This window comes from Neisseria sp. HMSC074B07 (genome assembly GCF_001810355.1).
In the GTDB taxonomy this organism is placed as follows: domain Bacteria; phylum Pseudomonadota; class Gammaproteobacteria; order Burkholderiales; family Neisseriaceae; genus Neisseria.
Genome location: NZ_KV800908.1, coordinates 23,544 through 47,336, shown reverse-complemented (window position 1 = coordinate 47,336; position 23,793 = coordinate 23,544). Strand labels below are relative to the sequence as shown.

23 protein-coding genes are annotated in these 23,793 nt (G+C 52.8%); 13 read left to right on the top strand and 10 right to left on the bottom strand.

The annotated features are described in order from the left end of the window. Window positions 1-820 precede the first annotated feature (820 nt). The 4 genes from HMPREF2726_RS02495 to HMPREF2726_RS02480 all read right to left on the bottom strand — a co-directional run bounded on the left by HMPREF2726_RS02495 (window position 821) and on the right by HMPREF2726_RS02480 (window position 3,449). A complete protein-coding gene (locus tag HMPREF2726_RS02495; RefSeq protein ID WP_070602076.1) occupies window positions 821-1,690 on the bottom strand; it encodes a lipid A biosynthesis lauroyl acyltransferase in 870 nt (289 codons plus the stop codon). A 178-nt stretch (window positions 1,691-1,868) separates the two neighbouring features. Continuing rightward, the gene (locus tag HMPREF2726_RS02490; RefSeq protein ID WP_003767397.1) at window positions 1,869-2,339 is read right to left on the bottom strand and encodes a YchJ family protein; all 471 of its coding nucleotides are present in this window, start codon (window positions 2,337-2,339) and stop codon (window positions 1,869-1,871) included. Window positions 2,340-2,393: 54 nt separating this feature from the next. After that, on the bottom strand, window positions 2,394-2,894 hold the full coding sequence (locus HMPREF2726_RS02485; protein WP_003767389.1) for a GNAT family N-acetyltransferase: 501 nt from the start codon (window positions 2,892-2,894) through the stop codon (window positions 2,394-2,396). Window positions 2,895-2,912: 18 nt separating this feature from the next. Next, complete coding sequence (locus HMPREF2726_RS02480; RefSeq protein WP_070602075.1) at window positions 2,913-3,449, bottom strand: isochorismatase family protein; 537 nt, start codon at window positions 3,447-3,449, stop codon at window positions 2,913-2,915. A gap of 336 nt (window positions 3,450-3,785) precedes the next feature. Between HMPREF2726_RS02480 and HMPREF2726_RS02475 the strand changes: the two genes are divergently transcribed. Next, window positions 3,786-4,100, top strand: a complete 315-nt coding sequence (locus HMPREF2726_RS02475) for a porin (protein WP_070602074.1) — start codon at window positions 3,786-3,788, stop codon at window positions 4,098-4,100. Window positions 4,101-4,325: 225 nt separating this feature from the next. Here HMPREF2726_RS02475 and HMPREF2726_RS02470 read toward each other — a convergent pair whose 3' ends face one another. Then, a complete protein-coding gene (locus HMPREF2726_RS02470; RefSeq protein ID WP_070602073.1) occupies window positions 4,326-4,808 on the bottom strand; it encodes a hypothetical protein in 483 nt (160 codons plus the stop codon). Between the two features lie 469 nt (window positions 4,809-5,277). Here HMPREF2726_RS02470 and trmA point away from each other — a divergent pair, with 469 nt between their 5' ends. After that, the gene (trmA, locus tag HMPREF2726_RS02465) at window positions 5,278-6,360 is read left to right on the top strand and encodes a tRNA (uridine(54)-C5)-methyltransferase TrmA (RefSeq protein WP_070602072.1); all 1,083 of its coding nucleotides are present in this window, start codon (window positions 5,278-5,280) and stop codon (window positions 6,358-6,360) included. A 54-nt stretch (window positions 6,361-6,414) separates the two neighbouring features. Here trmA and HMPREF2726_RS02460 read toward each other — a convergent pair whose 3' ends face one another. Genes HMPREF2726_RS02460 through HMPREF2726_RS02450 form a run of 3 tightly spaced genes read right to left on the bottom strand, consistent with a single transcriptional unit; the run spans window position 6,415 to window position 8,955 of the window. Then, window positions 6,415-7,062: an HAD family hydrolase gene (locus HMPREF2726_RS02460; protein ID WP_070602071.1), complete on the bottom strand. Its 648-nt coding sequence runs from the start codon at window positions 7,060-7,062 to the stop codon at window positions 6,415-6,417. A 60-nt stretch (window positions 7,063-7,122) separates the two neighbouring features. After that, window positions 7,123-8,082: a cation diffusion facilitator family transporter gene (locus tag HMPREF2726_RS02455; protein WP_070514634.1), complete on the bottom strand. Its 960-nt coding sequence runs from the start codon at window positions 8,080-8,082 to the stop codon at window positions 7,123-7,125. A 45-nt stretch (window positions 8,083-8,127) separates the two neighbouring features. Further along, window positions 8,128-8,955, bottom strand: a complete 828-nt coding sequence (locus HMPREF2726_RS02450; RefSeq protein ID WP_070602070.1) for a ferritin-like domain-containing protein — start codon at window positions 8,953-8,955, stop codon at window positions 8,128-8,130. A 304-nt stretch (window positions 8,956-9,259) separates the two neighbouring features. On the opposite strand from HMPREF2726_RS02450, the gene lolA reads away from it, so the two are divergent. Further along, complete coding sequence (gene lolA / locus HMPREF2726_RS02445) at window positions 9,260-9,883, top strand: outer membrane lipoprotein periplasmic chaperone LolA (protein WP_049225994.1); 624 nt, start codon at window positions 9,260-9,262, stop codon at window positions 9,881-9,883. 212 nt (window positions 9,884-10,095) lie between these two features. Here lolA and tehB read toward each other — a convergent pair whose 3' ends face one another. Further along, the gene (gene tehB, locus HMPREF2726_RS02440; RefSeq protein ID WP_070602069.1) at window positions 10,096-10,953 is read right to left on the bottom strand and encodes an SAM-dependent methyltransferase TehB; all 858 of its coding nucleotides are present in this window, start codon (window positions 10,951-10,953) and stop codon (window positions 10,096-10,098) included. A 262-nt stretch (window positions 10,954-11,215) separates the two neighbouring features. On the opposite strand from tehB, the gene smc reads away from it, so the two are divergent. The 5 genes from smc to ruvX all read left to right on the top strand — a co-directional run bounded on the left by smc (window position 11,216) and on the right by ruvX (window position 17,621). Next, on the top strand, window positions 11,216-14,698 hold the full coding sequence (gene smc, locus HMPREF2726_RS02435) for a chromosome segregation protein SMC (RefSeq protein WP_070602068.1): 3,483 nt from the start codon (window positions 11,216-11,218) through the stop codon (window positions 14,696-14,698). Between the two features lie 434 nt (window positions 14,699-15,132). Beyond that, complete coding sequence (locus HMPREF2726_RS02430; protein ID WP_246827850.1) at window positions 15,133-15,744, top strand: PoNe immunity protein domain-containing protein; 612 nt, start codon at window positions 15,133-15,135, stop codon at window positions 15,742-15,744. A gap of 307 nt (window positions 15,745-16,051) precedes the next feature. After that, a complete protein-coding gene (locus HMPREF2726_RS02425; RefSeq protein WP_070602066.1) occupies window positions 16,052-16,600 on the top strand; it encodes a CreA family protein in 549 nt (182 codons plus the stop codon). A gap of 12 nt (window positions 16,601-16,612) precedes the next feature. After that, window positions 16,613-17,161, top strand: coding sequence for a YqgE/AlgH family protein (locus HMPREF2726_RS02420; RefSeq protein ID WP_019271440.1), 549 nt, complete (start codon window positions 16,613-16,615; stop codon window positions 17,159-17,161). Next, complete coding sequence (gene ruvX / locus HMPREF2726_RS02415) at window positions 17,154-17,621, top strand: Holliday junction resolvase RuvX (protein ID WP_009312251.1); 468 nt, start codon at window positions 17,154-17,156, stop codon at window positions 17,619-17,621. The genes HMPREF2726_RS02420 and ruvX overlap by 8 nt, the downstream gene beginning before the upstream one ends. 89 nt (window positions 17,622-17,710) lie before the next feature. Here ruvX and HMPREF2726_RS02410 read toward each other — a convergent pair whose 3' ends face one another. Next, window positions 17,711-18,679, bottom strand: coding sequence for a hypothetical protein (locus tag HMPREF2726_RS02410; protein ID WP_009312249.1), 969 nt, complete (start codon window positions 18,677-18,679; stop codon window positions 17,711-17,713). 166 nt (window positions 18,680-18,845) lie between these two features. On the opposite strand from HMPREF2726_RS02410, the gene HMPREF2726_RS02405 reads away from it, so the two are divergent. The 5 genes from HMPREF2726_RS02405 to queD all read left to right on the top strand — a co-directional run bounded on the left by HMPREF2726_RS02405 (window position 18,846) and on the right by queD (window position 23,708). Continuing rightward, window positions 18,846-19,829, top strand: coding sequence for a hypothetical protein (locus HMPREF2726_RS02405; RefSeq protein ID WP_070602065.1), 984 nt, complete (start codon window positions 18,846-18,848; stop codon window positions 19,827-19,829). Between the two features lie 129 nt (window positions 19,830-19,958). After that, window positions 19,959-21,299 carry a DUF2868 domain-containing protein gene (locus tag HMPREF2726_RS02400; protein WP_070602064.1) on the top strand — a complete coding sequence of 447 codons (1,341 nt, stop codon included), beginning with the start codon at window positions 19,959-19,961 and terminating at the stop codon, window positions 21,297-21,299. Window positions 21,300-21,370: 71 nt separating this feature from the next. Beyond that, entirely contained in the window at window positions 21,371-22,708 is a 1,338-nt protein-coding gene (locus HMPREF2726_RS02395; protein WP_141765154.1) for a DUF3482 domain-containing protein, read from the top strand. A gap of 51 nt (window positions 22,709-22,759) precedes the next feature. Beyond that, window positions 22,760-23,275: a DUF1543 domain-containing protein gene (locus HMPREF2726_RS02390; protein ID WP_009312245.1), complete on the top strand. Its 516-nt coding sequence runs from the start codon at window positions 22,760-22,762 to the stop codon at window positions 23,273-23,275. Window positions 23,276-23,285: 10 nt separating this feature from the next. Beyond that, window positions 23,286-23,708 (top strand): 6-carboxytetrahydropterin synthase QueD, encoded by a 423-nt coding sequence (gene queD, locus HMPREF2726_RS02385; protein ID WP_003777269.1) that lies wholly within the window; start codon window positions 23,286-23,288, stop codon window positions 23,706-23,708. The last annotated feature ends 85 nt before the right edge of the window (window positions 23,709-23,793 follow it).

Genomic DNA, 23,793 nt, shown 5'->3' with positions numbered 1-23,793 from the left:
TTGTCCTGATTTAAAGTTAATCCACTATATTTGCGTTTGAGGCGGAGTGGGGTGGTTGATGGGCATTTTCTGCTTTTGTTCGCTATAAGCCCTTGCTGGTGTAATGAAGCGGATGAACAAAAAAAGGAGGCAATCCCCCACAGGATTGCCCCAATACCTCAAATCAGAGATTTACGCTTCACAAACAATACAGGCTTTCGCCTGCGGCTTTACCTGCACGGCTCAACTCCGTGCGGGTAAACTTTTGTTTCGAGGGAGTGAGTCTCGAAACATTCACTTGCAAGCTGGAAGCTTGCAGTAGGAAACCGGAGTATCAAATCTTGCCAGTACGGCTGTAATTTGATGTAACGAAATTTACGCGAAAATTTTGGGTTTGCCAAGTGGTTTACATTATTTTTTATGTAAAATATATATTTATAACATTCCAATATTTATAAAAAATATAAAATATAATTCTATTAATTTTAAATTTTTATAAATATTAAAATTATATTTTTATAAATTTGGCACTATATTCTTTAAGGGATGGTTGGTGCAATTGATTTTTTAAAAATGTTATTTTATAACGCTTTGATTTTAAATTAAATTAAATTTAATATGTTAATCAAAATTTTGCATCATATTTATGTTTTACGGGAAATACGCCGGTTTTTTCCTCTGTTTCCCGTTTAATGGGGTTGAATATCCATTTTATCCAAAGAGTTAATGTGAAAAATTCTCAATTAAAAATTTGTTACTATCGTTGTTAATTTTCGATTTAATAGAAATGATAAAAGCCCGAATATGACGGGCTTTGCTTTTTGTTGTAATTGTATGTAATTCAATAAAATCCCTGTTCGCCTTCAGGGCGGGTTTTGAAGCGTTTGTGCAGCCAGAAATATTGTTCGGGATTTTCCCTTGCCCGTGCTTCGATAAAATCGTTCATGCGTTGGGTATCGGCTACAACGTCGTCTGAAGGGAAGTTTTCCCATGCGGGATAGAAACGCAGCGTAACTGTGTTGTCGGCATTGCGCGTCGGAATGGCGGGGATAACTTTGGCTTTGGTCATGCCTGCAATGCGGCTTAAGCCTGAAATTGTGGCGGTGGGTATGCCGAAGAAGTTGACGAAGATGGAGTCGTTGCGGCCGAAATCCTGATCGGGCAGGTAAAGGAAGGGGGCGTCGCTTTTTCGCAGTTGCTTGATAATCGCGCGCAGGCCTTCGGTGCGGCCGATGAGGAAGACGTTGTTGTAGCGGTGGCGGCCTTTGAGGATTTGTTCGTCCAACGCTTTGTTTTTTTGGTGCGAATACATGCTGGTCAGCGGCACGTCCTGATTGAGGGTGTAAACCGCCATTTCAAATGCGGTGAAATGCGGATAAAGCAGGATGACTTTTTCGCCTGACGCGAGCGTGTTATCAAGATGGTGTTTGTCTTGATAATGCACGAGTTTGCGCAGCCTGTCGGCAGGCGCGTACCAATACAGTCCGTATTCGAACATCAGCTTCGCCATGTGCTGAAAATGGCGTTTGAGCACGGCTTTGCGTTTGTCTTCGCTCCATTCGGGAAAGCATTTTCTGAGGTTGGTTTCGCCGACTTTACGGCGCGGTTTGACGGCGTAATAGGCGAGGATGCCCACTGCGTCGGCGATTTTGTGTATAACTTTGAAGGGCAGAAGCTGGATGAGGTAGAGGAGGAAAAAGGCGGCTTTCATGTCGTCTGTTGAGGAATGGGGCGGGAAAAAGGGAATTATAACGGAAAGGGCTGTTTTTCAGGCGGATTGAGGTGGGGAAGAGGGAGGGATTGGCGGCATTTTTGAAACCGGTGTTTTCAGGAGACGCAGCCTGTCTACGGGCATGGTTTCAAATTTGCCTGTGGATGGGCAGGGTTTGTTATTTGAAAAAACGGCCGCAGCAGGCTTTGAATTTTTTGTGCGAACCGCAGATGCAGTCATGTTTCATGCCGGGTAAGGGCGTGGTCGGGTCGATGAAATACCAGCGGTCGTCGATTTTGACGAAGGCGGATAATTCATGATGGCAGGCTGTTTCCTGACCGTCTTGAAAATAGGCTTTGAATTCGACTTGGGCGTGTTGTTTGCCGACATTGGCGTGTTGCAATACTTCCAAACCCTGCCAATGGGTCGTCTGACTCCATGCCAGCATATCGGCTTGATCGAGCAGGTGTTGCTGGGAAGGGACAGTCGTTTCAACGATATAGGCGATATCGTGCAAAACATAGGCGCTGTATCTGGAGCGCATCAGCTGTTCGGCGGTTTGCGGCAGGTTTTCGTGGCGGTGGAACGGGGCGCAACAGTCGTTATAAAGTTGTCCTGAAGAGCAGGGGCAGGTTTGGGGAGCGGTCATTTTGGTTTGGGTTGAGTAGTGTTGGGGAAAAGTTGCGGTTTGGCTGTCGGGGATTCAATCGACCAATTTTTTGCCTAAGATGACAACATCGGCTTGTTGTTCTCCTAAGTCGCATACGGCGGGCAATCGCCCCCATTCCGTAAAGCCGAACTGGTGAAACAGGTGCATGCTGGGGTAGTTATGTCCGAAGATGACTGCCAATATGTTTTTAATGCCCAAGGACGGTGCGCGCTCGAGCACATTTTGCAGAAGGATTTTGCCCACGCCGATACCGCGCGCGTCATGGCGGACATAGAGGCTGATTTCTGCGCTGATGTGGTAGGCATGGCGCGGGTAGTAGTCGCTGAGGCTGCACCAAGCCAAAACCGTGCCTTCGTGATTTTTCAATACATACAGAGGCTGCTTGCCGCCGTGTGCGTCGAACCAAGGTTCGCGTTCGGCAATGCTGACAGGCGTCAGGTCGGCAGTGGATTGGCGGGCGGCTATGGTGCTGTTGTAAATCTCGACAATGTCGGGCAGGTCGGTTTTGGCGGCTTCAGTGATGGTGTATTGCATTCAGACGACCTTAACAGGCTATTGAATCAGTTTGGAAACGGTTTTAAAGGCGGGGTGGCGGGCATCGCCCAACAGTTGGAACAAAATGCTTTCCACATTGGAAACGGTGGCGCGGGCTTCGCGCATTTGCGCCAGTCCGTTTTCTTTGTTTGCAGGTGAACGGGATGTCGTGCATTCAAAGGGAACGTAAACGTTGAAACCTTCCAAGCGCAAATCCAATACGGTTTGCAGCATACAAATATGGGTTTCTGCACCGATTAAGATGATGTTTTGAACGGCTGCCTGCGTCAAAATCGCGTGCGTTTCGGGGGAGAGGGCGGAGAAACGGGTTTTTTCGATAAAAGGCGTGGTTTCGGGCAGCAGCAGGGATACGGCGGGAACGGTTTTGCCCAAACCTTTCGGATATTGTTCGGTTACGGCAAACGGGACGCCTAAGGCGTGCAGCCCTTGTATCAGGATGCGGCTGTAGTGCAGCATATCGTCTTTGTCGTGCAGGGCGGGGAGGAGGCGTTCTTGGATGTCGATAATCAGACACAGGGTGTTTTCGGGATTCATAAATATTCCTTTCGCGCCAAGTGGAGGGTGTATTCATTATAGCGAAAGCCGGTGTGTCTGTAATGGCTGTGGCTTTTATGGGCGCGTTTTCATTTGGCGCAGGATGGTAAAGCCCCGGATGGCGAGGTGCGGCTTCGGTTTGAAGCGTATCTGCCGTTAAAAACATGTACGGTCGGTATGGGAAGGTCGAATCCGATTTGACATTTTTCAGACGACCCTTTGCATGAATTTTCTTTCTTAATTCAAATACAAACTTTTAGGACGGTAGAATTCGCCTTGCACTAACCCTTCCCGCCTGCTTGTGCAGACGGGATGTCACATAAGGAGCATTTCATAATGAAGAAAATTCTGATTTTGTCTTTACTCGCACTGCCTGCACTGGCTGCGGCAGAAGTTCATTTTTACGGCGATTTGAAAGCCGGAGTGGAGGCTTCCAACACCCAATACGGCAGCCACAGAATTTCCAATAACGGCGTAAGCGACATGGGCAGCTATGTCGGTATGCGCGGTTCGCATCCTATCGGCGGCAGCAATAATGTATTGTGGCAGGTCGAACAAGATACGTCCTTGGGTTCGAAAACCGGCGCCAAAGACACTTGGCGCAGCCGCAGCCAAGGCAGCGGAGAAACTTATATCGGCTTCGGGCGTTAAAAGAAATAAGGTTCTATCCCGGTTAAGATAAGCAAAAGGTCGTCTGAAAACGTTTCGCATGGGTGCGGATGTTTTCAGACGACCTTTTTGTCTATATTTAGGGGCGCGTTTGTATTCGCACTGACTCGTCATGGGAAGATTGGTACAGCGTGTGACCGATAACCCGCTATTACTGGTTTTGACGGCAGAAGCGGAGCTTGCAAACCAATCTTTTGATTAAACGCTTTATTTAGCCTGAGCGTTTTTCTGTTCTTGGATAATCCATTTGGCCAAATCCGTACCCAAAACTTTGGCAGTCCGGTTCAGGACGGAACAAGAACCTTTAAAACCGCCAAACATGCCGCCCATAGAATTGCGGGAGAATGTGGTTTTTTTGACTTGTTTGCCGTCAATATACAAAGTCACAGAAACAGCCATGCCCTTGGCGTGTCCCACAAAGGCATTGCCTGCGCTCATGGCGGAAGTGATGGCGATGTCTGCGTAAGTGTCTTGTTTCAGACCATCGCGAACGACGGTCACCCCGCTTTTTGCCGCGCTTTCCTGCAAGGATTCGGACATGATGCTGCCGACTTCTAAACACTCGGATACGATGCGGTTATCAATCTCTTCTTTATCGCGATAGGGGATGCTTTCATCAATGTGAACATCGGCACCGGCGAATGCGGAAGCGGACAAGAAGGCGGCAATGAGGAAGCGTCTGGCGGACATGATGGGTACCCAAGATGAAATGTTAAAAAGAGTGAATATTCTATAATGTTATTTTTACTTAATCAATATAGATTGAATGGGTAAATCGATGGAATGCCGGGCCGGAAGTTTTGCTGAAATTTAGGCATGCTTTTTTGCTTGTAGATCGGAAAAAAATATAGTGGCTTAACTTTAAACCGACGGCGTTACCTCGCCTTAGTTCAAAGAGAACGATTCCTCTAAGGTGCTGAAGCACCAAAGTGAATCGGTTCTGTACTGTCTGTACTGTGCGGCTTCGTCGCCTTGTCCTGATTTAAATTTAATCCACTATAACGGCTGCCCGAGTGGCTTCCAAAATTTTTTGAAACTGCTTAAGAAGGCATTTATGGGGTATTGGGGGCGGTGGGTTTGCTGTTTTTGGCGCAGTGCCGTAATCTGCTCTTTGAACTATATTATAATGCGCTGATTGTTTTTATTAGATTAATCTGACATGACTGCTTATACGCAACAGCTCGACCAAAAAATCCAATACTTGCAACAGCTTTTTCAAGGTTTGGATTTTCCTGAAATTCAAGTTTTCGAATCCCCAGAACAGCATTATCGGATGCGTGCCGAATTCCGTATTTGGCACGAAGGCGGCGAAATGTTTTACGCCATGTTCGAGCGCGGGCAGAAAGCGAGCGGCGCAAGCCTGATACGTTGCGACCAATTTCCCGCGGCCTCCGAGTCCATCAACGCCTTGATGCCCAAGCTCATCGAAGCCGCCGCGCAAAATCCCGAACTCAAAAACCGCTGGTACGCCGTAGAATTTTTGTCTGCGTTGAGCGGCGAGATGCTCGTTACCATGATTTACCACAAAAAGCTGGGCGAAGCGTGGCAACGTGCAGCGGAAACTTTGGCGCGTGAATTGGGCATCCATATCATCGGTCGGAGTAGAGGGCAGAAAATCGTCTTGACTCAAGACTATATAACCGAAGAGTTGAACGTAAACGGTAAAACCTTCCGCTACCGTCAAGTCGAAGGCAGCTTTACCCAGCCCAACGCCCGCGTGTGCGAAAAAATGCTCGGCTGGGCGTGTGATGTTGCACAAAACCTCGGCGGCGACCTGCTCGAACTCTACTGCGGCAACGGCAATTTCACCCTGCCGCTCTCGCAGCATTTCCGTCAGGTGTTAGCGACTGAAGTGTCCAAAACTTCCGTTTATGCCGCACAGTGGAACATCGAAGCGAACCAAAGGGACAACATCAAAATCGCCCGCCTCTCCGCCGAAGAATTTACCGAAGCCTATACGCAAAGCCGCGAATTTCGCCGCCTGCAAGAGCAGGGCATCTCGCTGAAAGATTACGGTTTTTCCGCCATTTTTGTCGATCCGCCCCGAGCCGGCGTCGATGATGAAACGCTGAAGCTGGTTTCCCAGTTTGACAACATTATCTATATTTCCTGCAATCCCGAGACTTTGCGCGCGAACCTCGACACACTCTGCCAAACCCATACTGTCGAACGCGCCGCCTTGTTTGACCAATTCCCGTTTACGCATCATATCGAAAGCGGCGTTTATTTGAAGAAGAAATAAAGAAGCGGATTTGAAGAAGGTCGTCTGAAAACTTTCAGACGACCTTTATTCGTTTTACAGAATCTTCAGCAAATCTAAAGGCGATGCGATGCGGTGGTCGAACGGCCATGTTTCGGTTTGGTCTTCGGCGGCGATATAGCCCCAGTCGGCAAGTACGGTTTTCATGCCCGCGTTGCGTCCGGCCTGCATGTCGCGTTCGGCGTCGCCGACGTAAACCGTGTGTTGCGGATCGGCATGGATTTGTTCGCACGCATACAGCATGGGTTTGACGCTGGGTTTGGATTCGCCGCAGGTGTCGCCGCTAACGACGACGGCGGGCGGGATGACGAAGCCGAGTTTGGGGACGAGTTTGTCGGTGAAGCGCATGGGTTTGTTGGTGATGATGCCCCATTTGATGCCACGTTTGTCGAGTTCGGCAATCATTTCGTTCACGCCGTCGAAGAGGGCGGTGTCTTGGGCGTAGCGGCTGTCGTATTCGTCGAGGTATTCGGTGCGCCATTGGGCGTAGTCGGGATGGTCGGGGGTGATGCCTGCACCGAGTTTGAGTAGTCCTGCCGCGCCATGGCTGGCTTGGGTGCGGATTTCGTCCATGCTTTTTGCGGGCAGCCCGTGACGGGTGAGCAGGGTGTTGAGTGCGCCGCCGAGGTCTAGGGCGGTGTCGGCGAGCGTGCCGTCGAGGTCGAACAATACGGCTTGTATCATGTGTTTTCCTTTGGTTTTTCGATGGGGTCGTCTGAAAAGGGTTTCAGACGACCTTTGGGTTTAGTGGTGGTGATGGTGTGCGCCGTCGGTTTCGTTGGCACACAAGACGCTGTCGGGATGCGGATGGTGTTCGCTTTCGATTTGGATGGTGCAGTGTCCGATGTTTTTGTGGGACAACTCGTGTTCGATGCGGTAGGCGATTTGCTCGGATTCGGCAACGGTCATGCTGCCGTCCACGACGATGTGGCAGGATAGGACGTTGATATTGCTGGTAATCGTCCAGACGTGTAGGTCGTGGACGGATTTGACGCCGTCGGTGTTGCGGATAACGGCGAGCAGGTCGTCGGTGTGGATGTTTTCGGGCGCACCTTCCATAAGGATGTGCAGCGTTTGTTTGAGCAGGCTCCAGCCGCTGCGTCCGACCAGCGCGGCAACGAACACGCTGGCGAGCGGGTCCGCCCATTTCCAGCCGAACGCCATCATGAGCACGGCGGCGGCAATCGCGCCGACCGAGCCGACAAGGTCGCTTAAAACGTGCAGATACGCGCCGCGCATGTTGACGTTGGCTTCGGTGTCGCTGTTTTTCAGCATGTAAACCGCTACGCCGATGTTGACCAGCAGCCCGATGACGCTGATAACGAGCATCCCCAGCGTGGCGATTTCGGGAGGATAAAGCAGGCGTTTGACGGCTTCGTAGAAAATCAGCACGGCGATGACCACCAGCGACAAGCCGTTGAACATGGCGGTGAGGATTTCAAAACGTTTGTAGCCGAAGGTCTTTTGCAGCGTGGTTTCTTTTTCGCCGAGTTTGAACGCCCACAACGCCACGCCCAAGGAAAATGCGTCGCTGAACATATGCCCTGCGTCGGAAAGCAGCGCGAGCGAGTGGGTCAGCCAGCCGCCGAACGCCTCCAGCAGCATAAAGGCGGCGATGATGATGAACGACACGCGCAATACTTTTTTGTTGGCGGTATGCGTGTGGGCGTGTGCGTGATGATGGTGTTCGTGATGGTGAGACATAACGTTCCTCAACAGAGGTCGTCTGAAAATCCGGATTCAGGGTTTTCAGACGACCTTTTTGCCTTGTTTCAAACCCTGCTCGAAATCTTCCAACATATCCAATTCAAAGCGGCTGAAGCCCGCTTTTTCCCGCGCTTCGATATTCACATAGCCGCGGAAGATAAACATATCGTAACGGGCAATCAGACTGCGGAACAGGGCGACAGGTTCCAAACCGCGTTCGCGGCAAAGGTGTTGATACCAATGGTTGCCGATGGCGACATGACCCACTTCGTCGCGATAAATGATGTCTAACACGCCGCAGGTTTCCGAATCGCCGCGCTGCTCCACCTTCGCGCGTATCCCCGGCGTAACGTCCAGCCCGCGCGCTTCCAATACGCGCGGCACCAACGCCATGCGCAACAGCGGGTCGTAGGCGGTTTTATACGCCATGTCCCACAAATGGTTGTGCGCCTCGAAATCGCCGTAATCGAAGCCGAAAGCGCTCAGTCGTTCGCGCATCAGGCGGAAGTGGTACACCTCTTCCTTCGCCACCCGCACCCAGTCGCGCACAAACTGAAACGGCAGCGTGCGGAAACGGTATGCCGCGTCCAAAGCCAGATTGATGGCGTTGAACTCGATATGCGCAATCGCGTGCAGCATCGCCGCATAGCCTTCGATCGTGTTCATCTTGCGCGGCGTCAGTTGCGACGGTGCGACCAAAACAGGCTTCGGCGGGCGTCCTGCGTGGCGGAAGTCCAGCGGCGCAGCGTTTGTTTCAGCACCGTCCATGTTCTGAACGGCGGCAAACGCCTCGTCCGTCAGCCGTCCTTTTTCATCGGGGTCGTCTGAAAGCAGGGCAAGTTCCAGCAAAGCATAGATATCAGGTTTCATTCCAAGTCCGCCGTTTTTCGGAAAACAAACATTATAGCGTTTAAAAAAAACAATATAAGGAATATAATCTTTACAATTTGGCGTTGCGCGTCAAAAACCATTAAATACCACAGTTTGCGCAGTCGGCATACATTAAAGAATTGTGAAACCCGATTGTCTTTTCCGCAGGAAAAAATCCCGCAGCTTCAAAAAATTAGCCCTCGGGAAACACTGTTTGCAAAATGTAAACCGCCCATAAGCGGCTTGCATTGTTATTTTGTAACATCGATACTGGGCGCCACACCCCTTCCAACAAGGAAAAATAATGATGAAACAACACAACCTGTTCAAATTCCTCGCCGCTTCCGCCCTGACCGCAACCATCGGTTTCGCGCAGGCAGGCGCAGTGGATGCACTCAAGAAATTCAACAACGACGCCGACGGTATCAGCGGCAGCTTCACCCAAACCGTCCAAGGCAAAAAGAAAACCCAAACCGCACACGGCACTTTCAAAATCCTGCGTCCGGGCCTCTTCAAATGGGAATACACCAAACCCTACAAACAAACCATCGTAGGCGACGGTCAAACCATTTGGCTCTACGACGTTGATTTGGCGCAAGTGACCAAGTCCGCCCAAGACCAAACCATCGGCGACAGCCCCGCTGCCATCCTCTCCAACAAAAACGCCCTTGACAGCAGTTACTCGCTCAAAGAAGACGGCTCGTCCAACGGCATCGACTACGTCTTGGCAACGCCTAAGAAAAACAACGCCGGCTACCAATACATCCGCATCGGCTTCAAAGGCGACAACCTCGCTGCCATGCAGTTGAAAGACAGCTTCGGCAACCAAACCTCCATTACCTTCGGCGGCTTGAACACCAAGCCCAACCTCTCGCGCGGCGCATTCAAGTTCACCCCGCCCAAAGGCGTGGATGTGTTGAGCAACTGATGGTTTGATCATAAAAAGGTCGTCTGAAAGATTTCAGACGACCTTTATGTTTTTGAAGTTGTCGGTGATGCGTGTTTGAGTGGAAAACGCCTCTAGCCGACACAATCCGGATTTGAGGTTGCCGGTCGGATGGCAGTAGGAAAAGTTCAAAGCGCCGTAACAAAGCGGATACCAAAAGGTCGTCTGAAAATATTTCAGACGACCCCATTCGTTTATACTTCAGGCTTTTTCGCCAACATGGTAACAAACTTAAACTGTATCGGATTGCCCGCCGCATCTTTCGCATGCATGGCGCCGAGTTCCTCTTTGTATTCGGCAATCTCCCAGTCGCGGTAGTATTCGCGCAACTCGCCTTCTTTAAATTTAAACGGGAAAGGCATAGGGCAGGGGAAGTCTTCAGTGTCCATCGCCGAAACGATCAGGTTGTAGCCGCCCGGGTTGGTGTGCGCCTGCATATCGGCAATCACTTGCGGCACGAAACGCGGATACAAGAACATAAACACAACGGTCGCCACGATATAGTCGAAATGATCTTGAAGGTTGGCGGCATTCAAATCATATTCCACCGCCCGCACGTCCAGGTCTTCGATGCGCGCCAACTCGTTGACGTTTTGCACCGCCTGCGGATTGTTGTCCACGGCGGTTACGTCAAATCCTTTCAAACCTAAAAACAGCGCATTACGCCCCTGACCGCAGCCCATATCCAAAGCCTTGCCCACAGGAACGATATTTTCAGCCGCCACTACCGCCGAATGGGTCGCGCTCATGCCGTATTTCTTATTGAAATAATCCTTTGCCGCGCAATAAAGCGAGAGCTTGATTTCCGTGTCGTCCGTCAAAGGCTCGACCGTAAACTGTTGCTGCGGCGCGATCATGTGGTCGCCGTCTTCGGCAGTCAGCTCGACAGAAGCATTATCAGCTTCCGTCAATTTCAGACGACCTTGCAATACGTTCAGGCAAGCCCATTCCCCTTCGTCAAACGCATGACCCGCCCGCAGCGCGTCGGGAATCTCGTCTGCCTGCCAAGCCGGCATTTCCTGATAGCAAAAAAGCGCCATTTGTTCATCCATCGTCGGTTCCTTCTAATCTGTTTTTGATAAGGTGCATATTATATGCCTGTTTCGAGCGGGGCATTGAATTATCGGTTTGCCTGCTGATGCATTTGAAGAAACAGCTCGCTGCAAACTGCTTATTTTCAGTTTGCGTACTGCCCGTCTAACCTGATTTTCAGGCGAGGATGGCAGACCGTCGGATTTGTTTTCAAGAATTTGGTTTTTCGCGGGAAGACTAGTATAAAATCCCACTTTATTTTTTTCTCCCCGTCCTTATCCCATGCGCCTGACCCACATCAAACTCTCCGGCTTCAAATCTTTTACCGACCCGACCACGATTCATGTTCCGGGGCAGCTTGTTGCGGTTATCGGGCCGAACGGCTGCGGCAAGTCGAATGTGATTGACGCGGTGCGCTGGGTGTTGGGCGAGGCTTCGGCTAAGCAGCTTCGCGGCGAGAGTATGCAGGACGTGATTTTTAATGGTGCGGCGACGCGCCGTCCTGCGCCGAGGGCTTCGGTGGAGCTGGTGTTTGACAACAGCGACCACAGTTTGCAGGGGGCGTGGGGGCAGTATTCCGAGGTGAGCATCAAGCGGCAGCTGACGCGTCAGGGCGAATCGACGTATTTCATCAACAATCAGACCGTGCGCCGCCGCGATATTACCGATTTGTTCTTGGGTACGGGCGTGGGCGCGCGCGGTTATGCCGTTATCGAGCAGGGGATGATTTCGCGCATCATCGAAGCGCGGCCGGAGGAGTTGCGCGCCTATATCGAGGAGGCGGCGGGCGTGTCCAAATATAAGGAACGCCGCAAGGAGACGGAAGGCCGTCTGAAAGACACGCGCGAGCATTTGCAGCGTTTGGGCGATTTGCAGAACGAGTTGGCACGTCAGGTGGAAAAGCTGGAGAAACAGGCGGAAACCGCCGAACGCTACAAATCCCTGACCGCTCAGTTGAACCAGCAACAGGATTTGCTCGATTACGCCCAATGGCAGCAATCGCTTGCCGCCGCCGACAAGGCGACCGCGCAGCATCAGTCTTTGCAGGCGCAGCAGGACGAAACCGCCGCGCAGGTTCAGGCGTTAAACGACGAAGTACACGCCTTGCAGACCGCCGAACAGTCGCAGCAGCAGGCGGTGCATGAATTGAGCAACAAACGCGGCGTGTTGCGCGAACAGATTGCCCGTTTGGAAGAACAAATCCGCCATCAGCAAAACCTGCACCAACGCATCGAACGCGACAAGCAGGCGGCGCAGGCGCAGATGCAGCGCATCCATCAGGAGCAGCAGCAAATCCGCGTGCAGCTTGAAGAAAATGAGTTGCAGGCCGAAGAAAAGCAAACCGAATTGGCAGAGTGGGCGATGCAGGTTGCCGAACACGAAGAGCGTCTGCCCGAATTGGAAGAAGCCCAAGCCACACTCAACGCCGCCTTCCAAACCCAGCAAGACGAGGCAAACCGTATCCGCCGCGAACTGGCGTTGAAACAGCAGCAGCTTGCCCATGCCGAACAAACCGTTGCCAAACACGAAGAGCGCAAAGGTCGTCTGAAACAGGAAAACCAAGCCTTAAACCTGCCCGACGAGGCCGAAACCGCCGCCGCGCAGGAAGCCGCCGTCTTGTTGCAAAGCCAGCAAGAGCATTACGAAGAACAAATCATTGCCGCCGAAGAAGCCTTACACGCCGCCCGCGAAGCGTTTCAGACGACCTCAAACCGCTTCCAAAGCCTGAAGCAGCAACACATCACCTTGCAGGCGCAGCAGCAGGCGTTATCGCAAATCCTGTCGCAACAGCAGGAAGCCGCCGACTTCTGGCAGGCAACCAACCACACCGCCGCGCCGCAACTGTGGCAACACATCACCGCGCCCGCCGAGTGGCAGCACGCCTTGTCCGTCATCCTTGCCGAACGCCTGCACGCCCGTAGCGTGCCGCAAGGCTTCGTTCCGCCCGTGCCGTTGCCGCAAGGGCAGGCGGCATGGCTTTCAGACGACCTCTCCGGCGGCATCAAAAAATCCCTGCCCGTACAGGCATTGCTGAACCAAATCCAAGTGCAGCCGCCGTTTCAGACGGCATTGCACCACTGGCTCGACGGCGTATTGTGCGCGCCCGATTTGACATACGCCCTCGCGCATCAAAGCGATTTGGGCGCACACCAAATCTGGCTTACGCCCGAAGGCCATCAGGTCGATAAAGTCAGCGTCCTGCTCTATGCCAAACCCGCGCAGGAAAGCCTGATTGCCCAAAAAGCGCGCCTTGACGGCATCGCGTCCGAACTGGAAAACCTCGCCCCCGAACTCTCCGCCGCCGAAGCCGCGTTTAAACAGGCGGAAACCGCCGTGCGCTCATCCGAAACGCAGCACAAAAACCTGATGCAGCAGCAACAGCAGCACACGCGCCAATACAGCCAGGCGCAGCAACGCGCCGCCGAACTTCTGGCGCGCACCAACCAAGGGCAAATCCGCCGTGAACACATCGAGCGCGAACTGGCGCAGTTGGCGGAAGAACAGACCGTGTTGCAACACACGTCTGACGGCTTTTCAGACGACATCGTTACTTTGCAGGAAGCCGCCGCCGAACTCGAACACCAGCAGCAAACCACCGCGCACAGCCGCCAAGAGCAGCAAGGCCGTCTGAAACAGGCGCAGCTTGCCCTGCTGGAAGCCAACCGCCAATACGGGCTTGCCGAAGTCGCCGTCCACAAGCTCAACCAGCAAAAACAAAACTACCAGCAGCAAATCGCCCGACTCGAGCAGCAAACCCTAGACTGGCAGGAACGCCAGCAAGAGCTTGCCCTCGCCTATGAAACCGAGTTCCAAAACGACGAGCAGCACATCAAACTCGACGAGCTGACCGAAGCCGTACAAACTTTGGATGAAGAATACATCGCCGTGCAGGACAAACTCGCGCAGATTCAGGAGCAGGGCAGGGAGCAATACGCCCGCGTACAAACCCTGCAAACCAAGCTTCCGCAGCTTCAGGCAGCCACCCAAACCGCCCTGTTGCAGCAGCAGGAAGCCCTGATTAACGCCAAACGCTACCATCAAAACCTGACCGAACGCGCCGCCGATTTGGACGCGCTCGAAGCGTTGGCGAAAGAATCGCCGAAAGTATTGAACAGCAGCATCGGCAGCCTCACCCAGCAAATCGAAGCCCTCGGCGCCGTCAACCTCGCCGCCCTGCAAGAACTCGAAGAAGCGCGCGAACGCGACGGCTACTACCGCAGCCAAAGCGAAGACGTGCAGGCAGCCATTACCCTTTTGGAAGAAGCCATCGCCCAAATCGACGACAAAACCAAAGCGCGTTTCAAAGAAACCTTCGACGCCGTCAACGGCAAAGTCCAAACCTTCTTCCCCACCCTGTTCGGCGGCGGCGAAGCTACCCTCAAAATGATAGGTGACGACCTCCTGACCGCCGGCGTGTCCATCATGGCGCGCCCGCCCGGCAAGAAAAACAGCACCATCCACCTCCTCTCCGGCGGCGAAAAAGCCCTCACCGCCATGAGCCTCGTGTTCGCCCTGTTCAGCCTCAACCCCGCCCCCTTCTGCCTTCTGGACGAAGTCGACGCCCCGCTGGACGACGCCAACACCTCGCGTTTCTGCAACCTGGTCAAAGAAATGTCGGCGCAAACCCAGTTCCTCTACATCTCCCACAACCGCCTGACCATGGAAATGGCAGAACAGCTCGTCGGCGTAACCATGCAGGAAAAAGGCGTATCGCGCGTCGTCGCCGTGGACATCAAGCAGGCGTTGGAAATGGCGGAGCCGTGATGAGGTGGGGGAATCTTGATTGAGCTTGATACGGAAAGGTCGTCTGAAAAACGAAATTAGGTTTCAGACGACCTTTCCGTGAATTGAAACAGGGCGTTGGATTGAGATTTCAAACTGCTATTGTTTGAGGGATTAAATTCGTCTCAATACAAAGATTCAAAGAATTGCACCAACCGAGCCAGATTTTATAGGGGTAAAACATGAACGAAACCGAACAAGTTTGTTTTGATGAAAAGCGCAGGCAGCATTTTTTGACGGAGGAAAAATATCAGAAAGAGAAAAAAGGATATTTATCCAATTTAAAATTTTGGGATAATAATTGGCAGAAAAGTATTTTAGAGTCAAAACATCTATTTCGCTATAAATTTTCCGAAATATTTGATTATTTGAGAATATCTTATACAGCAGGCGAGTCGATTTCCCTTTTGGCTCCTATGCTGGACATGATTGTCTCTACATTAGAAATTTCCACTAAATTCTGGCAGCAAAACAAAGCCGAATTAAATGAAATCGGCTACTACACCAGCCCGATGCCGTGGTTTTATGTTGAATATTATCTTAAGACGTTGCACCTCATCGCGCTGTGCTACCTCCTCCAACGCGAAGACCTGCTCCCGCGCCTACTCGAAGTCATCCTTGCCAATGCAGAAGGCGATTTAGAACCTGATTCCACTATTGAAGACTTTTTGGACTACCATTTTAAAAATCGTCCCGATCCGGATTATGTCCAAATGGGCAAACACGCCATTTTATTCGGCGAAGCTATGCGCGGCGAAACCAAAGAAGAACAACTGGAAGAACTCAACGCCTACCTCAAAGACTGGTATCGCAAAATGGTCGGTATGAACGACCTCGAATACCAGTCCCATCTTGACCCCGAGCAAAACGGTTATTGCGGTTACTGGGCTTTCGAAGCCGCCGCCATCGCTTATCTTGACGACTTGGATGATACTGAATTGCGCCAATCACCTTATTATCCAAAAGATATGGTTGACTGGGCGAGGGAACAGAAGCGCAAGCGTGAAGATAAAGGGAAAACTGATTAGTTTGGAAAAGTTTAAAGATTAAAAGGTCGTCTGAAAATATGTTTTCAGACGACCTTTTGTTTGCAGTCAAAACTTAGACGGTAAACTTGACGCTCTTGGCGATCAATACTGGGTTCTCTTTTTGAACTTTGAATGTACCAAGGAATGAAAGGGATATGGTTTGTATTGAGAGGGTTTACGGTCGGGGGAGGGATTCAATTGGGTATTTGGGTCTTTTCGATGCTTGCAATCTGAACAAGCGGTCTTATATAGTAGGAGCTACGGTGTTAGCTTCTTTATTTTCAACCCTCAAAGGTTTCTTATTTACATGAATAAAATCATTCTGCCTGCGCTTTGCGCCCTGCTTCTTGCTTCCTGCGGTAACGATACCGACAAAATCGGACGTGCCAGCACGGTTTTTCATATGCTGGGGAAAAATGACCGTATTGAAGTTGAGGGGTTTGACGATCCTGATGTGCAAGGGGTTGCCTGTTATATTTCTTATGCGAAAAAAGGTGGTTTGAAAGAAACGGTGAATTTGGAGGAGGATGCGAGCGATGCTTCCGTGTCGTGCGTGCAGACGGCGGAGGTCATCCGTTACAACGAGCAAGCTGTCGCCAAGCCGCGGGAAGTGTTTAAACGCAGTGCGAGTTTGGCGTTTAAGAGCCAGCAGATTATCCGTTATTACGACCCTAAACGTAAGGCGTTTGCGTATTTGGTTTACAGCGACAAAATCGTTCAGGGTTCGCCGAAGAACTCTTTGAGCGCGGTGTCGTGCTTTGGCGGTGCTAAAGCGGATGCGCAGCAAGTTGCCGGTGCGGAAGGCAAACAGATTTACGGTGCGTGCGTCGTGGATGCGCCTGTGCCGACCAAATAAAAGACAAACGATATGAACCTAACCGACCATTTCCTGATTGCCATGCCCGATATGGACGACCCGTTTTTTGAAAATTCGGTGATTTATGTGTGCGAACACAACGAAGAGGGCGCGTTGGGCATCATCATCAACAAACCGTCGCCGATTACGATGGACATGATTTTTGCGGCAACCGACCGCAATATTCCTTTGCGGATGCAGCACGAACACGTCATGATGGGCGGGCCGGTACAGATCGACCGCGGTTATGTCGTGCATACGCCCGTGGGCAACTGGCAAAACAGTATGATTGTTTCAGACGACATTGCGCTGACGTCTTCGCGCGATGTGATTGAAAACTTATCGCGTCAGGGCGCGGTGGACAAGATTTTAATCAGCATAGGCTATTCGAGCTGGAGCAAAGGGCAGCTTGAACGCGAGCTGGCGGACAATGTCTGGCTGACGGTGAAGGCGGATGAGCATATTTTGTTCGATATGCCTTACGAACACCGCTACGCCGCCGCATTCGCCAAGCTGGGTATTCAGCCCGATGCGCTTGTCTGTGGAGCCGGTCATGCATAAAGCACCGGTAGGGACGGTTTTGGCGTTTGATTTCGGCGAGGCGCGTATCGGCGTGGCGCAGGGCGATGCGGAACTTGGCTTGTCGCATCCTTTGGCGACTGTGACCGGCAACAGCAACGACGAGAAATTCAACGCCATCGCCAAGCTGATACGGGAATGGCAGCCCAAGCATCTGGTCGTCGGACTGCCGACCCACGCCGACGGTACGGAACACGAGTTGACCCGCCTCAGCCGCAAATTCGGCCGCCGCCTGCACGGGCGTTTCAACCTGCCCATATATTGGGTGGACGAACGGATGTCCTCGCTATATGCGGAAAGCCTGCTTGCCGAAGCGCAGGTATTCGGGCGCAAACAGAAGGCGGTACTCGACCAAGTGGCTGCTCAGGCGATTTTGCAGGGCTTTTTCGACGGCGGCGCGGTAGAGTATTTCAACGGTAGGGAAGAAGGTTCGGAAGAATAATTTGTTTGAGATAGTTTGAAAAAAGGTCGTCTGAAAGCTGTATTGACGGGATTGAGTCCGGCAACAGGCTTTCAGACGACCTTTTCGCATCAGAACAAGGCTTCAATCCTTAACAGCGCACCGACGCGGTGTTTTTGGTTTTCCTTGCGGTTGTTGTAGTAGTTGACTTCGGTTTGGGTAAACAGCCAGTTGCGCCAAATCGGTTGGCGGTAGGTGGTAAACGGACCGTAGGTATTGAGGGCGGCTTTGCGTTTTTCGATATTGCCGCCGGTGTACACGCCGTAGTTGACGTGGCGGTGTTTGCCGAGGTTGTGTTGGCGGAAGAGGCTGTTGCCCCATGTCCAGTCTTCGGTTTTATCGTGTTCGTATTGCAGGTGTGCCTGATTGGCGATAAAGCTTTTTTCGCTGGGGATGTAGCGCGTTTCCCAGTTGGTACGGACATGGTGTTTGCTCTTGATGCCGTAACGGTAGATTTGCTCCAAACTGGTGTCGATGTTGTCGGTCAGTTGCCAATTGCTCGAGCTTTTGGCGCGGGCGTACAGGTCGCTGCCGGAGCGGATACCGATATCGAAGTCGGTATCGGTGCGCTGTTTGGCGAATACTTCAGACCAGCGTACGGCAAGGGAAGCATTGTTGTCGCGGCTTTGGGATGCGTCGAATATCCTGCCGTTGGTATTGGTACGGTTGCGGTAGGCGTTGGCTTCGTGTTTCAGCTCGTCGTCCAAAGAGTCGTCACCGAAAATCACATGGACTTTTTTCTCCAAGGTCGGCAGTTTCAGACGACCCCGTACGCGGGGCGTCACGGTAAACTTGTCGTCAGGGTTCCATTCGGTATCGAGCATGACGCGCAGGTTGGCGTCGGCAGGGTGGTCTGGATCGGGTTCGCCAAACCAGTCGTCGATGCGGTTGGACCATTTGTCCAAGCGTTTGGAAACGACTTCGTGGCGGTGGTCCACCCAAGTGTCGCCGTCGGCAGGCGGTTCGTCGTTCGCGGCGGCAATCGTCGGAAAGAGGGTGAGCAGGGTGAGTAGGGATAACGTTGTGGTTCGGATAGTCATTGTTTTTCCTTGCTTAATGCATAAAGCTATTATGGACGGTATCTTAGGGATAATGCAAGTCGTCTGAAAAAGGCTGTGATAAAATCTTGCGCGCCCGGTTTGCCGCCGTTCTGTTGTGCAGAAAAGCAGTCAGGCGGGCGCATACCAATACATTAAGGAAAACAGAATGAGTATTTTGTCGAAAATTTTTGGGAACAAGCCGTCCGGCGAAACGGCAGAAGAGCCGCGCAGACTTTCCGCACAGGAAAAAAGCGAAGGCGCGGCGCGGGCGATTTATGCGAAAGATAAAGTGTATGTGCCGCTTTCTGCCATGCAGGCGGATGTATCGGAAGGGACGGGCATCCCTTATATAGGTCGTCTGAAAGACGGGCGGACGGTTTTATATGTGTTTGAAAACTATGAAGCGGCGCGGGCTTTTTCAGACGGACAGGACGGCGCTTTAGACGGCATCGCTTTGGTCGGCGCGTTGGATAAGGCAGACCAGTTCAATAATTTGAGTAATGTTCTGCGTGTCGCGCACTCGCTGGGCATTCAACTGATGGAATACCGAGGACAGGACGGCGAACATTTCGAATGCGCGCTTTCGTGGCTGATGCGTGTGAACGGCGCGGATGGCATGGCGGCTTCCCGAGAAAAAATGGAGGCGTTGTCCATCGGCACCGATGCCAAGCTGCCGCTGCAATTTCATCCGATAGCCATCGTCGGTTTTTCCAATCCCTATAAGGTTACACCCGCGCGGGCGGAGGAGTTGTTCAAGCAGTTTACAAATGTCGAAGATGACGAATTGCTGAGTTTTTTTGCCGGCAACACGCCGCAGGAGAATGTGTTGCTGATCGGGTTGGTGGAAAAATATTCGGCTGATTTGGCGAAATCCGTGAAATATATTGTTTGGAACCAATTGGCGGAGCAGCCGCTTTTTGTCGGGATAAACCGCAAAGACGGCGGGCTTTACGCGCGGGACGGTTATTTATATGTCTTTTACACCGACCGCTTCCAACACATGGGACCTGCCCGCTGCCATCCCGTTTCCGGCAAGGAAGCAGCGTTGGACTTGGTTCGCCGCCACGAACTGAAAGGCATCGCCCTGACCGACGGGCTGCACAATATGGCGCGGTTTGAAAACGACGTGATTTTCCAAGACGGGGAATAGCGGCAACCTCTCTTCCGCCACTTGAGCGAAACGGTTTGCCTGAGCCGCATATTTAAAATACAAAGGTCGTCTGAAAAGGGCTGTGATAAAATCTTTGCGTTTTCACTATCCCTTTCAGACGACCTTTTTATGTTGAACCCATCCCGAAAACTCGCCGAACTTGTCCGTATTTTGGAAGAGGGCGGCTATATTTTTGCCGGCGATCCCGTGCAGGCGACGGAGGCGTTGTGTCATGTCGAGGGCGGCGTGGAAGGCAAAATCATCCGCCGCGCGGAGATGATAGACAGAGACCGCCAGCTTCGGCATACCTTGGAACAAGTACGGACCGGGTCGTTTTGGCTGTGGATTGTGGCGGCTGCGGCGATGTTCAGCACGGGCTTTTCAGGCACTTACCTTCTGATGGACAGCCAAGGGCTGAATTTCTTCCTGATTTTGGCGGGTGTGTTGGGTATGAATACGCTGATGTTGGCGGTATGGCTGGCATCGCTGTTCCTGCGCGTGAAAGTGGGGCGGTTTTTCAGCAGTCCGGCGACGTGGTTTCGGGGTAAAGATCCCGTCAATCAGGCGGTGTTTCGGCTGTATGCGGACGAATGGCGGCAGCCTTCGGCGCGTTGGATTGCCGGCGCGACTTCGCACAGTCTATGGCTTTGCACATTGGGCGGAATGCTGGTGTCGGTATTGCTGCTGCTTTTGGTGCGCCAATATACGTTCAACTGGGAAAGCACGCTGTTGAGCAATGCCGCTTCGGTACGCGCAGTGGAAATGTTGGCATGGCTGCCGTCGAAACTCGGTTTCCCTGCCCCCGATGCGCGGGCGGTGGTCGAAGGTCGTCTGAACGGCAACATTGCCGATGCGCGCGCGTGGTCGGGCTTGTTGGTCGGCAGCATTGCCTGCTACGGCATCCTGCCGCGCCTGCTGGCTTGGGCGGTATGCAAAATCTTTTTAAAAACAAGCCAAAGCAAGCTGGATTTGGAGAAGCCTTATTATCAGGCGGTCATCCGCCGTTGGCAGAACAAAATCGTCGATGCGGATACGCGTCGGGAAACCGTGTCCGCCGTTTCCCCGAAAATCACCTTAAACGACGCGCCCAAGTGGGCAGTCATGCTGGAAACCGAATGGCACGAAGGCACATGGTTTGCGGGCAGGCTGGCGCAGGAATGGCTGGATAAAGGCGTGGCGGCGAATCGGGAAGAAGTTGCCGCTTTGGAGGCGGAATTGAAACAGAAACCTGCCCAGCTCCTCATCGGCGTGCGCGCGGAAACCGTCCCCGACCGCGGCGTGTTGCGGCAGATTGTCCGACTTTCGGAAGCGGCGCAGGGCGGGGCAGTGGTACAGCTTTTGACGGAACGGGCGCTTTCAGACGACCTGTCCGAAACATTGGACCACTGGCGCAATGCGCTGGCAGAGTGCGATGTGGCATGGCTGGAACCTGACAAGGCGGCGCAGGAAGGTCGTCTGAAAAGCCAATAACGCACTTGCAATGCCCTGTTAAGCCGCCATCCTGAAAAAGGTCGTCTGAAAATCCATTCTCTCAAAATATGATGAACAACCAACCCCTTTCACTCGCCGTTGTCGGGCACACCAATACCGGCAAAACCTCGCTCCTGCGCACCCTGTTGCGCGACAGCGGGTTCGGCGAAGTCAAAAACGCTCCGTCCACCACGCGCCATGTCGAAGAAGCCGCGATTACCGACGGCACCGACACGCTGCTGTACCTGTACGATACGCCCGGACTCGAAGACGCGGGCGGCGTTTTGGATTGGCTGGAAACCAACACGGACACACGCGCCGACGGCATCGAGCGGCTGCAAAAGTTCCTCGACAGCCACGGCGCGCATCACGATTTCAACCAAGAAGCCAAAGTGCTGCGGCAGCTTCTGCAAAGCGACATGGCGTTGTACGTCATCGACGCGCGCGAACCCGTCCTCGACAAATATCGGGACGAATTGACCATTCTTTCATGGTGCGCCAAACCGGTCATGCCCGTGTTCAACTTTACCGGCGGACAGCTTCCTGAAGCGTGGACAACCATGTTGGCGCGTCGCAATCTCCACGTTTTCGCAGGGTTCGACACTGTCGCCTTCGATTTTGAAGGCGAATTGAACCTTTGGAACAAGCTCGCCACCATGCTGCCGCAACACGACATCATCGACCGTCTGACCGCTTCCCGCCGCCGCGAATGGACGCGTCTGGACAAAGAAGCGCGGCACGAAATCGCAGGTTTCCTGCTCGATATGGCAGCCTTCACGCAGGAAATCGACGAAAACGACGACCCCGCGCCCGTCCTGCAAACCATGCAGGCAGAAATCCGCCAGCTCGAACGACAGATGCAGCAGCGGCTGTTTGCCCTCTACCGCTTCTACCACAGCGAAATCGACGGCGGCGACTGGGTACCCAAAGCCTTCCATCAAGATCCATTCGACAGCGAGTTGCTCAAGCAATACGGCATCCGTACCGGCACGGGCGCGGCAACCGGCGCACTCATCGGCTTGGGGCTGGACATCGCCACGCTCGGCGGTTCGCTCGGATTGGGTACGGCAATCGGCGGTTTTTTGGGCGGTATCCTGCCCAATACCCGCACCATTTCCGACAAGCTCACCGGTCGCCAAACCCTGCACACCGACCCCGAAACCCTGACCCTGCTCGCCGCCCGCGCCCTCGATTTGCTCCACATCCTGCAAACGCGCGGCCATGCGGCGCAATCGCAAGTCGAGTTGCACAGCCGCAAAGCGCCCTGGACGCCGGACAAACTCCCGTCCGAACTCAACAAAGCGCGCAGCAGGTGGAAATGGTCGTCGCTCAACACCCACCTCCCCGAAACCAGCCGCGCCGAACGCGAGGAATATACGGAAAGTTTGAGTAGGAAATTGGGCGGGTAAGCAGGCGGCGGGCAGTCGGTTCCCAAATTTCCAAAATACGTCAGGACGAAGATGCCCAAACTTTATATGTTCTATCTCGGCGGTAACGCAGGCCGCTCCAATATCGAAGTGCACGACATCCAATTTGCCGTGTGCGACGACTACCGCGAAGCCATCCCCGCGCTTAAAGCTGCATGGTTCGGCGATGCGGACAAAATCCACATCGACGGCTGGCTGGTTGTCGAATGGGTGGACGGTTACGATGTCGATGTATCCGACCACGCCGAGCCGAAGGGGTCGTCTGAAAACGTCCCGCACCTGTATTTCGTCAATGTCGGCGGTTATCGCGCGGGGCAGCTTGCCGAGGCGCACGCTTTCGGACTGTTCGTTGCTGCTACGCCCGCCGAAGCCAAACAAAAAGCCCTGCAAACCCTGTTGACCGACCATATCCAGCAGCATAAAGACAACTTAAAAGACGTGGACAACCTGCTCCGGCTCGACCGCATCGGCAATCACACCATCCGCCTGACCCCGAATCCGCACGGCAAGCCTGCCGAAATCGGCTTTCAGGGCTATTTACCGATTTAAAGTACCCACCATGAAAATTACCAAGATATTCACCTTCGACTCCTCGCACATGCTCGACGGGCATGACGGTAAATGCCAAAACCTGCACGGGCATACCTACAAACTCGAAATCACCGTTTCAGACGACCCCATACGGGGTGGCGCGAAAGACGGCATGGTGATGGATTTCACCGACCTCAAAGCCATTGTGAAAAAACACATTACCGACCCTTTCGACCACGCGTTTATCTACCACGGCGGCAACGGCCGCGAATGCCAAATCGCCGCGCTCTTGGAGGGCTGGAACATGAAAACCCTGTGCCTGCCCTGCCGCACCACTGCCGAAAATATGGCGGTCGAAATGTATGATCGTTTGAAAAACGCGGGGCTGAAAGTGTGCAGCGTGAAATTGTGGGAAACGCCGACATCGTGTGCAGAGTATGAAGGGGAGTAGGGAATATCTTGCACGTATCCGTAGAGTAAATTCAAATAAGGTATGCCCAACTGCGTCATTCCCGCGCAGGCGGGAATCCAGAGAT

Coding starts and splice junctions, on each gene's coding strand:
- HMPREF2726_RS02430 (WP_246827850.1), top strand. CDS start 15,133: ATGCTGGACATGATTGTCTCTACATTAGAAATTTCCACTAAATTCTGG.
- HMPREF2726_RS02420 (WP_019271440.1), top strand. CDS start 16,613: ATGAACCTAACCGACCATTTCCTGATTGCCATGCCCGATATGGACGAC.
- HMPREF2726_RS02470 (WP_070602073.1), bottom strand. CDS start 4,808: ATGTCCGCCAGACGCTTCCTCATTGCCGCCTTCTTGTCCGCTTCCGCA.
- HMPREF2726_RS02425 (WP_070602066.1), top strand. CDS start 16,052: ATGAATAAAATCATTCTGCCTGCGCTTTGCGCCCTGCTTCTTGCTTCC.
- HMPREF2726_RS02400 (WP_070602064.1), top strand. CDS start 19,959: ATGTTGAACCCATCCCGAAAACTCGCCGAACTTGTCCGTATTTTGGAA.
- HMPREF2726_RS02450 (WP_070602070.1), bottom strand. CDS start 8,955: ATGAAACCTGATATCTATGCTTTGCTGGAACTTGCCCTGCTTTCAGAC.
- HMPREF2726_RS02405 (WP_070602065.1), top strand. CDS start 18,846: ATGAGTATTTTGTCGAAAATTTTTGGGAACAAGCCGTCCGGCGAAACG.
- HMPREF2726_RS02485 (WP_003767389.1), bottom strand. CDS start 2,894: ATGCAATACACCATCACTGAAGCCGCCAAAACCGACCTGCCCGACATT.
- HMPREF2726_RS02475 (WP_070602074.1), top strand. CDS start 3,786: ATGAAGAAAATTCTGATTTTGTCTTTACTCGCACTGCCTGCACTGGCT.
- HMPREF2726_RS02480 (WP_070602075.1), bottom strand. CDS start 3,449: ATGAATCCCGAAAACACCCTGTGTCTGATTATCGACATCCAAGAACGC.
- HMPREF2726_RS02395 (WP_141765154.1), top strand. CDS start 21,371: ATGAACAACCAACCCCTTTCACTCGCCGTTGTCGGGCACACCAATACC.
- lolA (WP_049225994.1), top strand. CDS start 9,260: ATGATGAAACAACACAACCTGTTCAAATTCCTCGCCGCTTCCGCCCTG.
- smc (WP_070602068.1), top strand. CDS start 11,216: ATGCGCCTGACCCACATCAAACTCTCCGGCTTCAAATCTTTTACCGAC.
- queD (WP_003777269.1), top strand. CDS start 23,286: ATGAAAATTACCAAGATATTCACCTTCGACTCCTCGCACATGCTCGAC.
- ruvX (WP_009312251.1), top strand. CDS start 17,154: ATGCATAAAGCACCGGTAGGGACGGTTTTGGCGTTTGATTTCGGCGAG.
- HMPREF2726_RS02490 (WP_003767397.1), bottom strand. CDS start 2,339: ATGACCGCTCCCCAAACCTGCCCCTGCTCTTCAGGACAACTTTATAAC.
- HMPREF2726_RS02410 (WP_009312249.1), bottom strand. CDS start 18,679: ATGACTATCCGAACCACAACGTTATCCCTACTCACCCTGCTCACCCTC.
- HMPREF2726_RS02455 (WP_070514634.1), bottom strand. CDS start 8,082: ATGTCTCACCATCACGAACACCATCATCACGCACACGCCCACACGCAT.
- tehB (WP_070602069.1), bottom strand. CDS start 10,953: ATGGATGAACAAATGGCGCTTTTTTGCTATCAGGAAATGCCGGCTTGG.
- HMPREF2726_RS02460 (WP_070602071.1), bottom strand. CDS start 7,062: ATGATACAAGCCGTATTGTTCGACCTCGACGGCACGCTCGCCGACACC.
- HMPREF2726_RS02390 (WP_009312245.1), top strand. CDS start 22,760: ATGCCCAAACTTTATATGTTCTATCTCGGCGGTAACGCAGGCCGCTCC.
- HMPREF2726_RS02495 (WP_070602076.1), bottom strand. CDS start 1,690: ATGAAAGCCGCCTTTTTCCTCCTCTACCTCATCCAGCTTCTGCCCTTC.
- trmA (WP_070602072.1), top strand. CDS start 5,278: ATGACTGCTTATACGCAACAGCTCGACCAAAAAATCCAATACTTGCAA.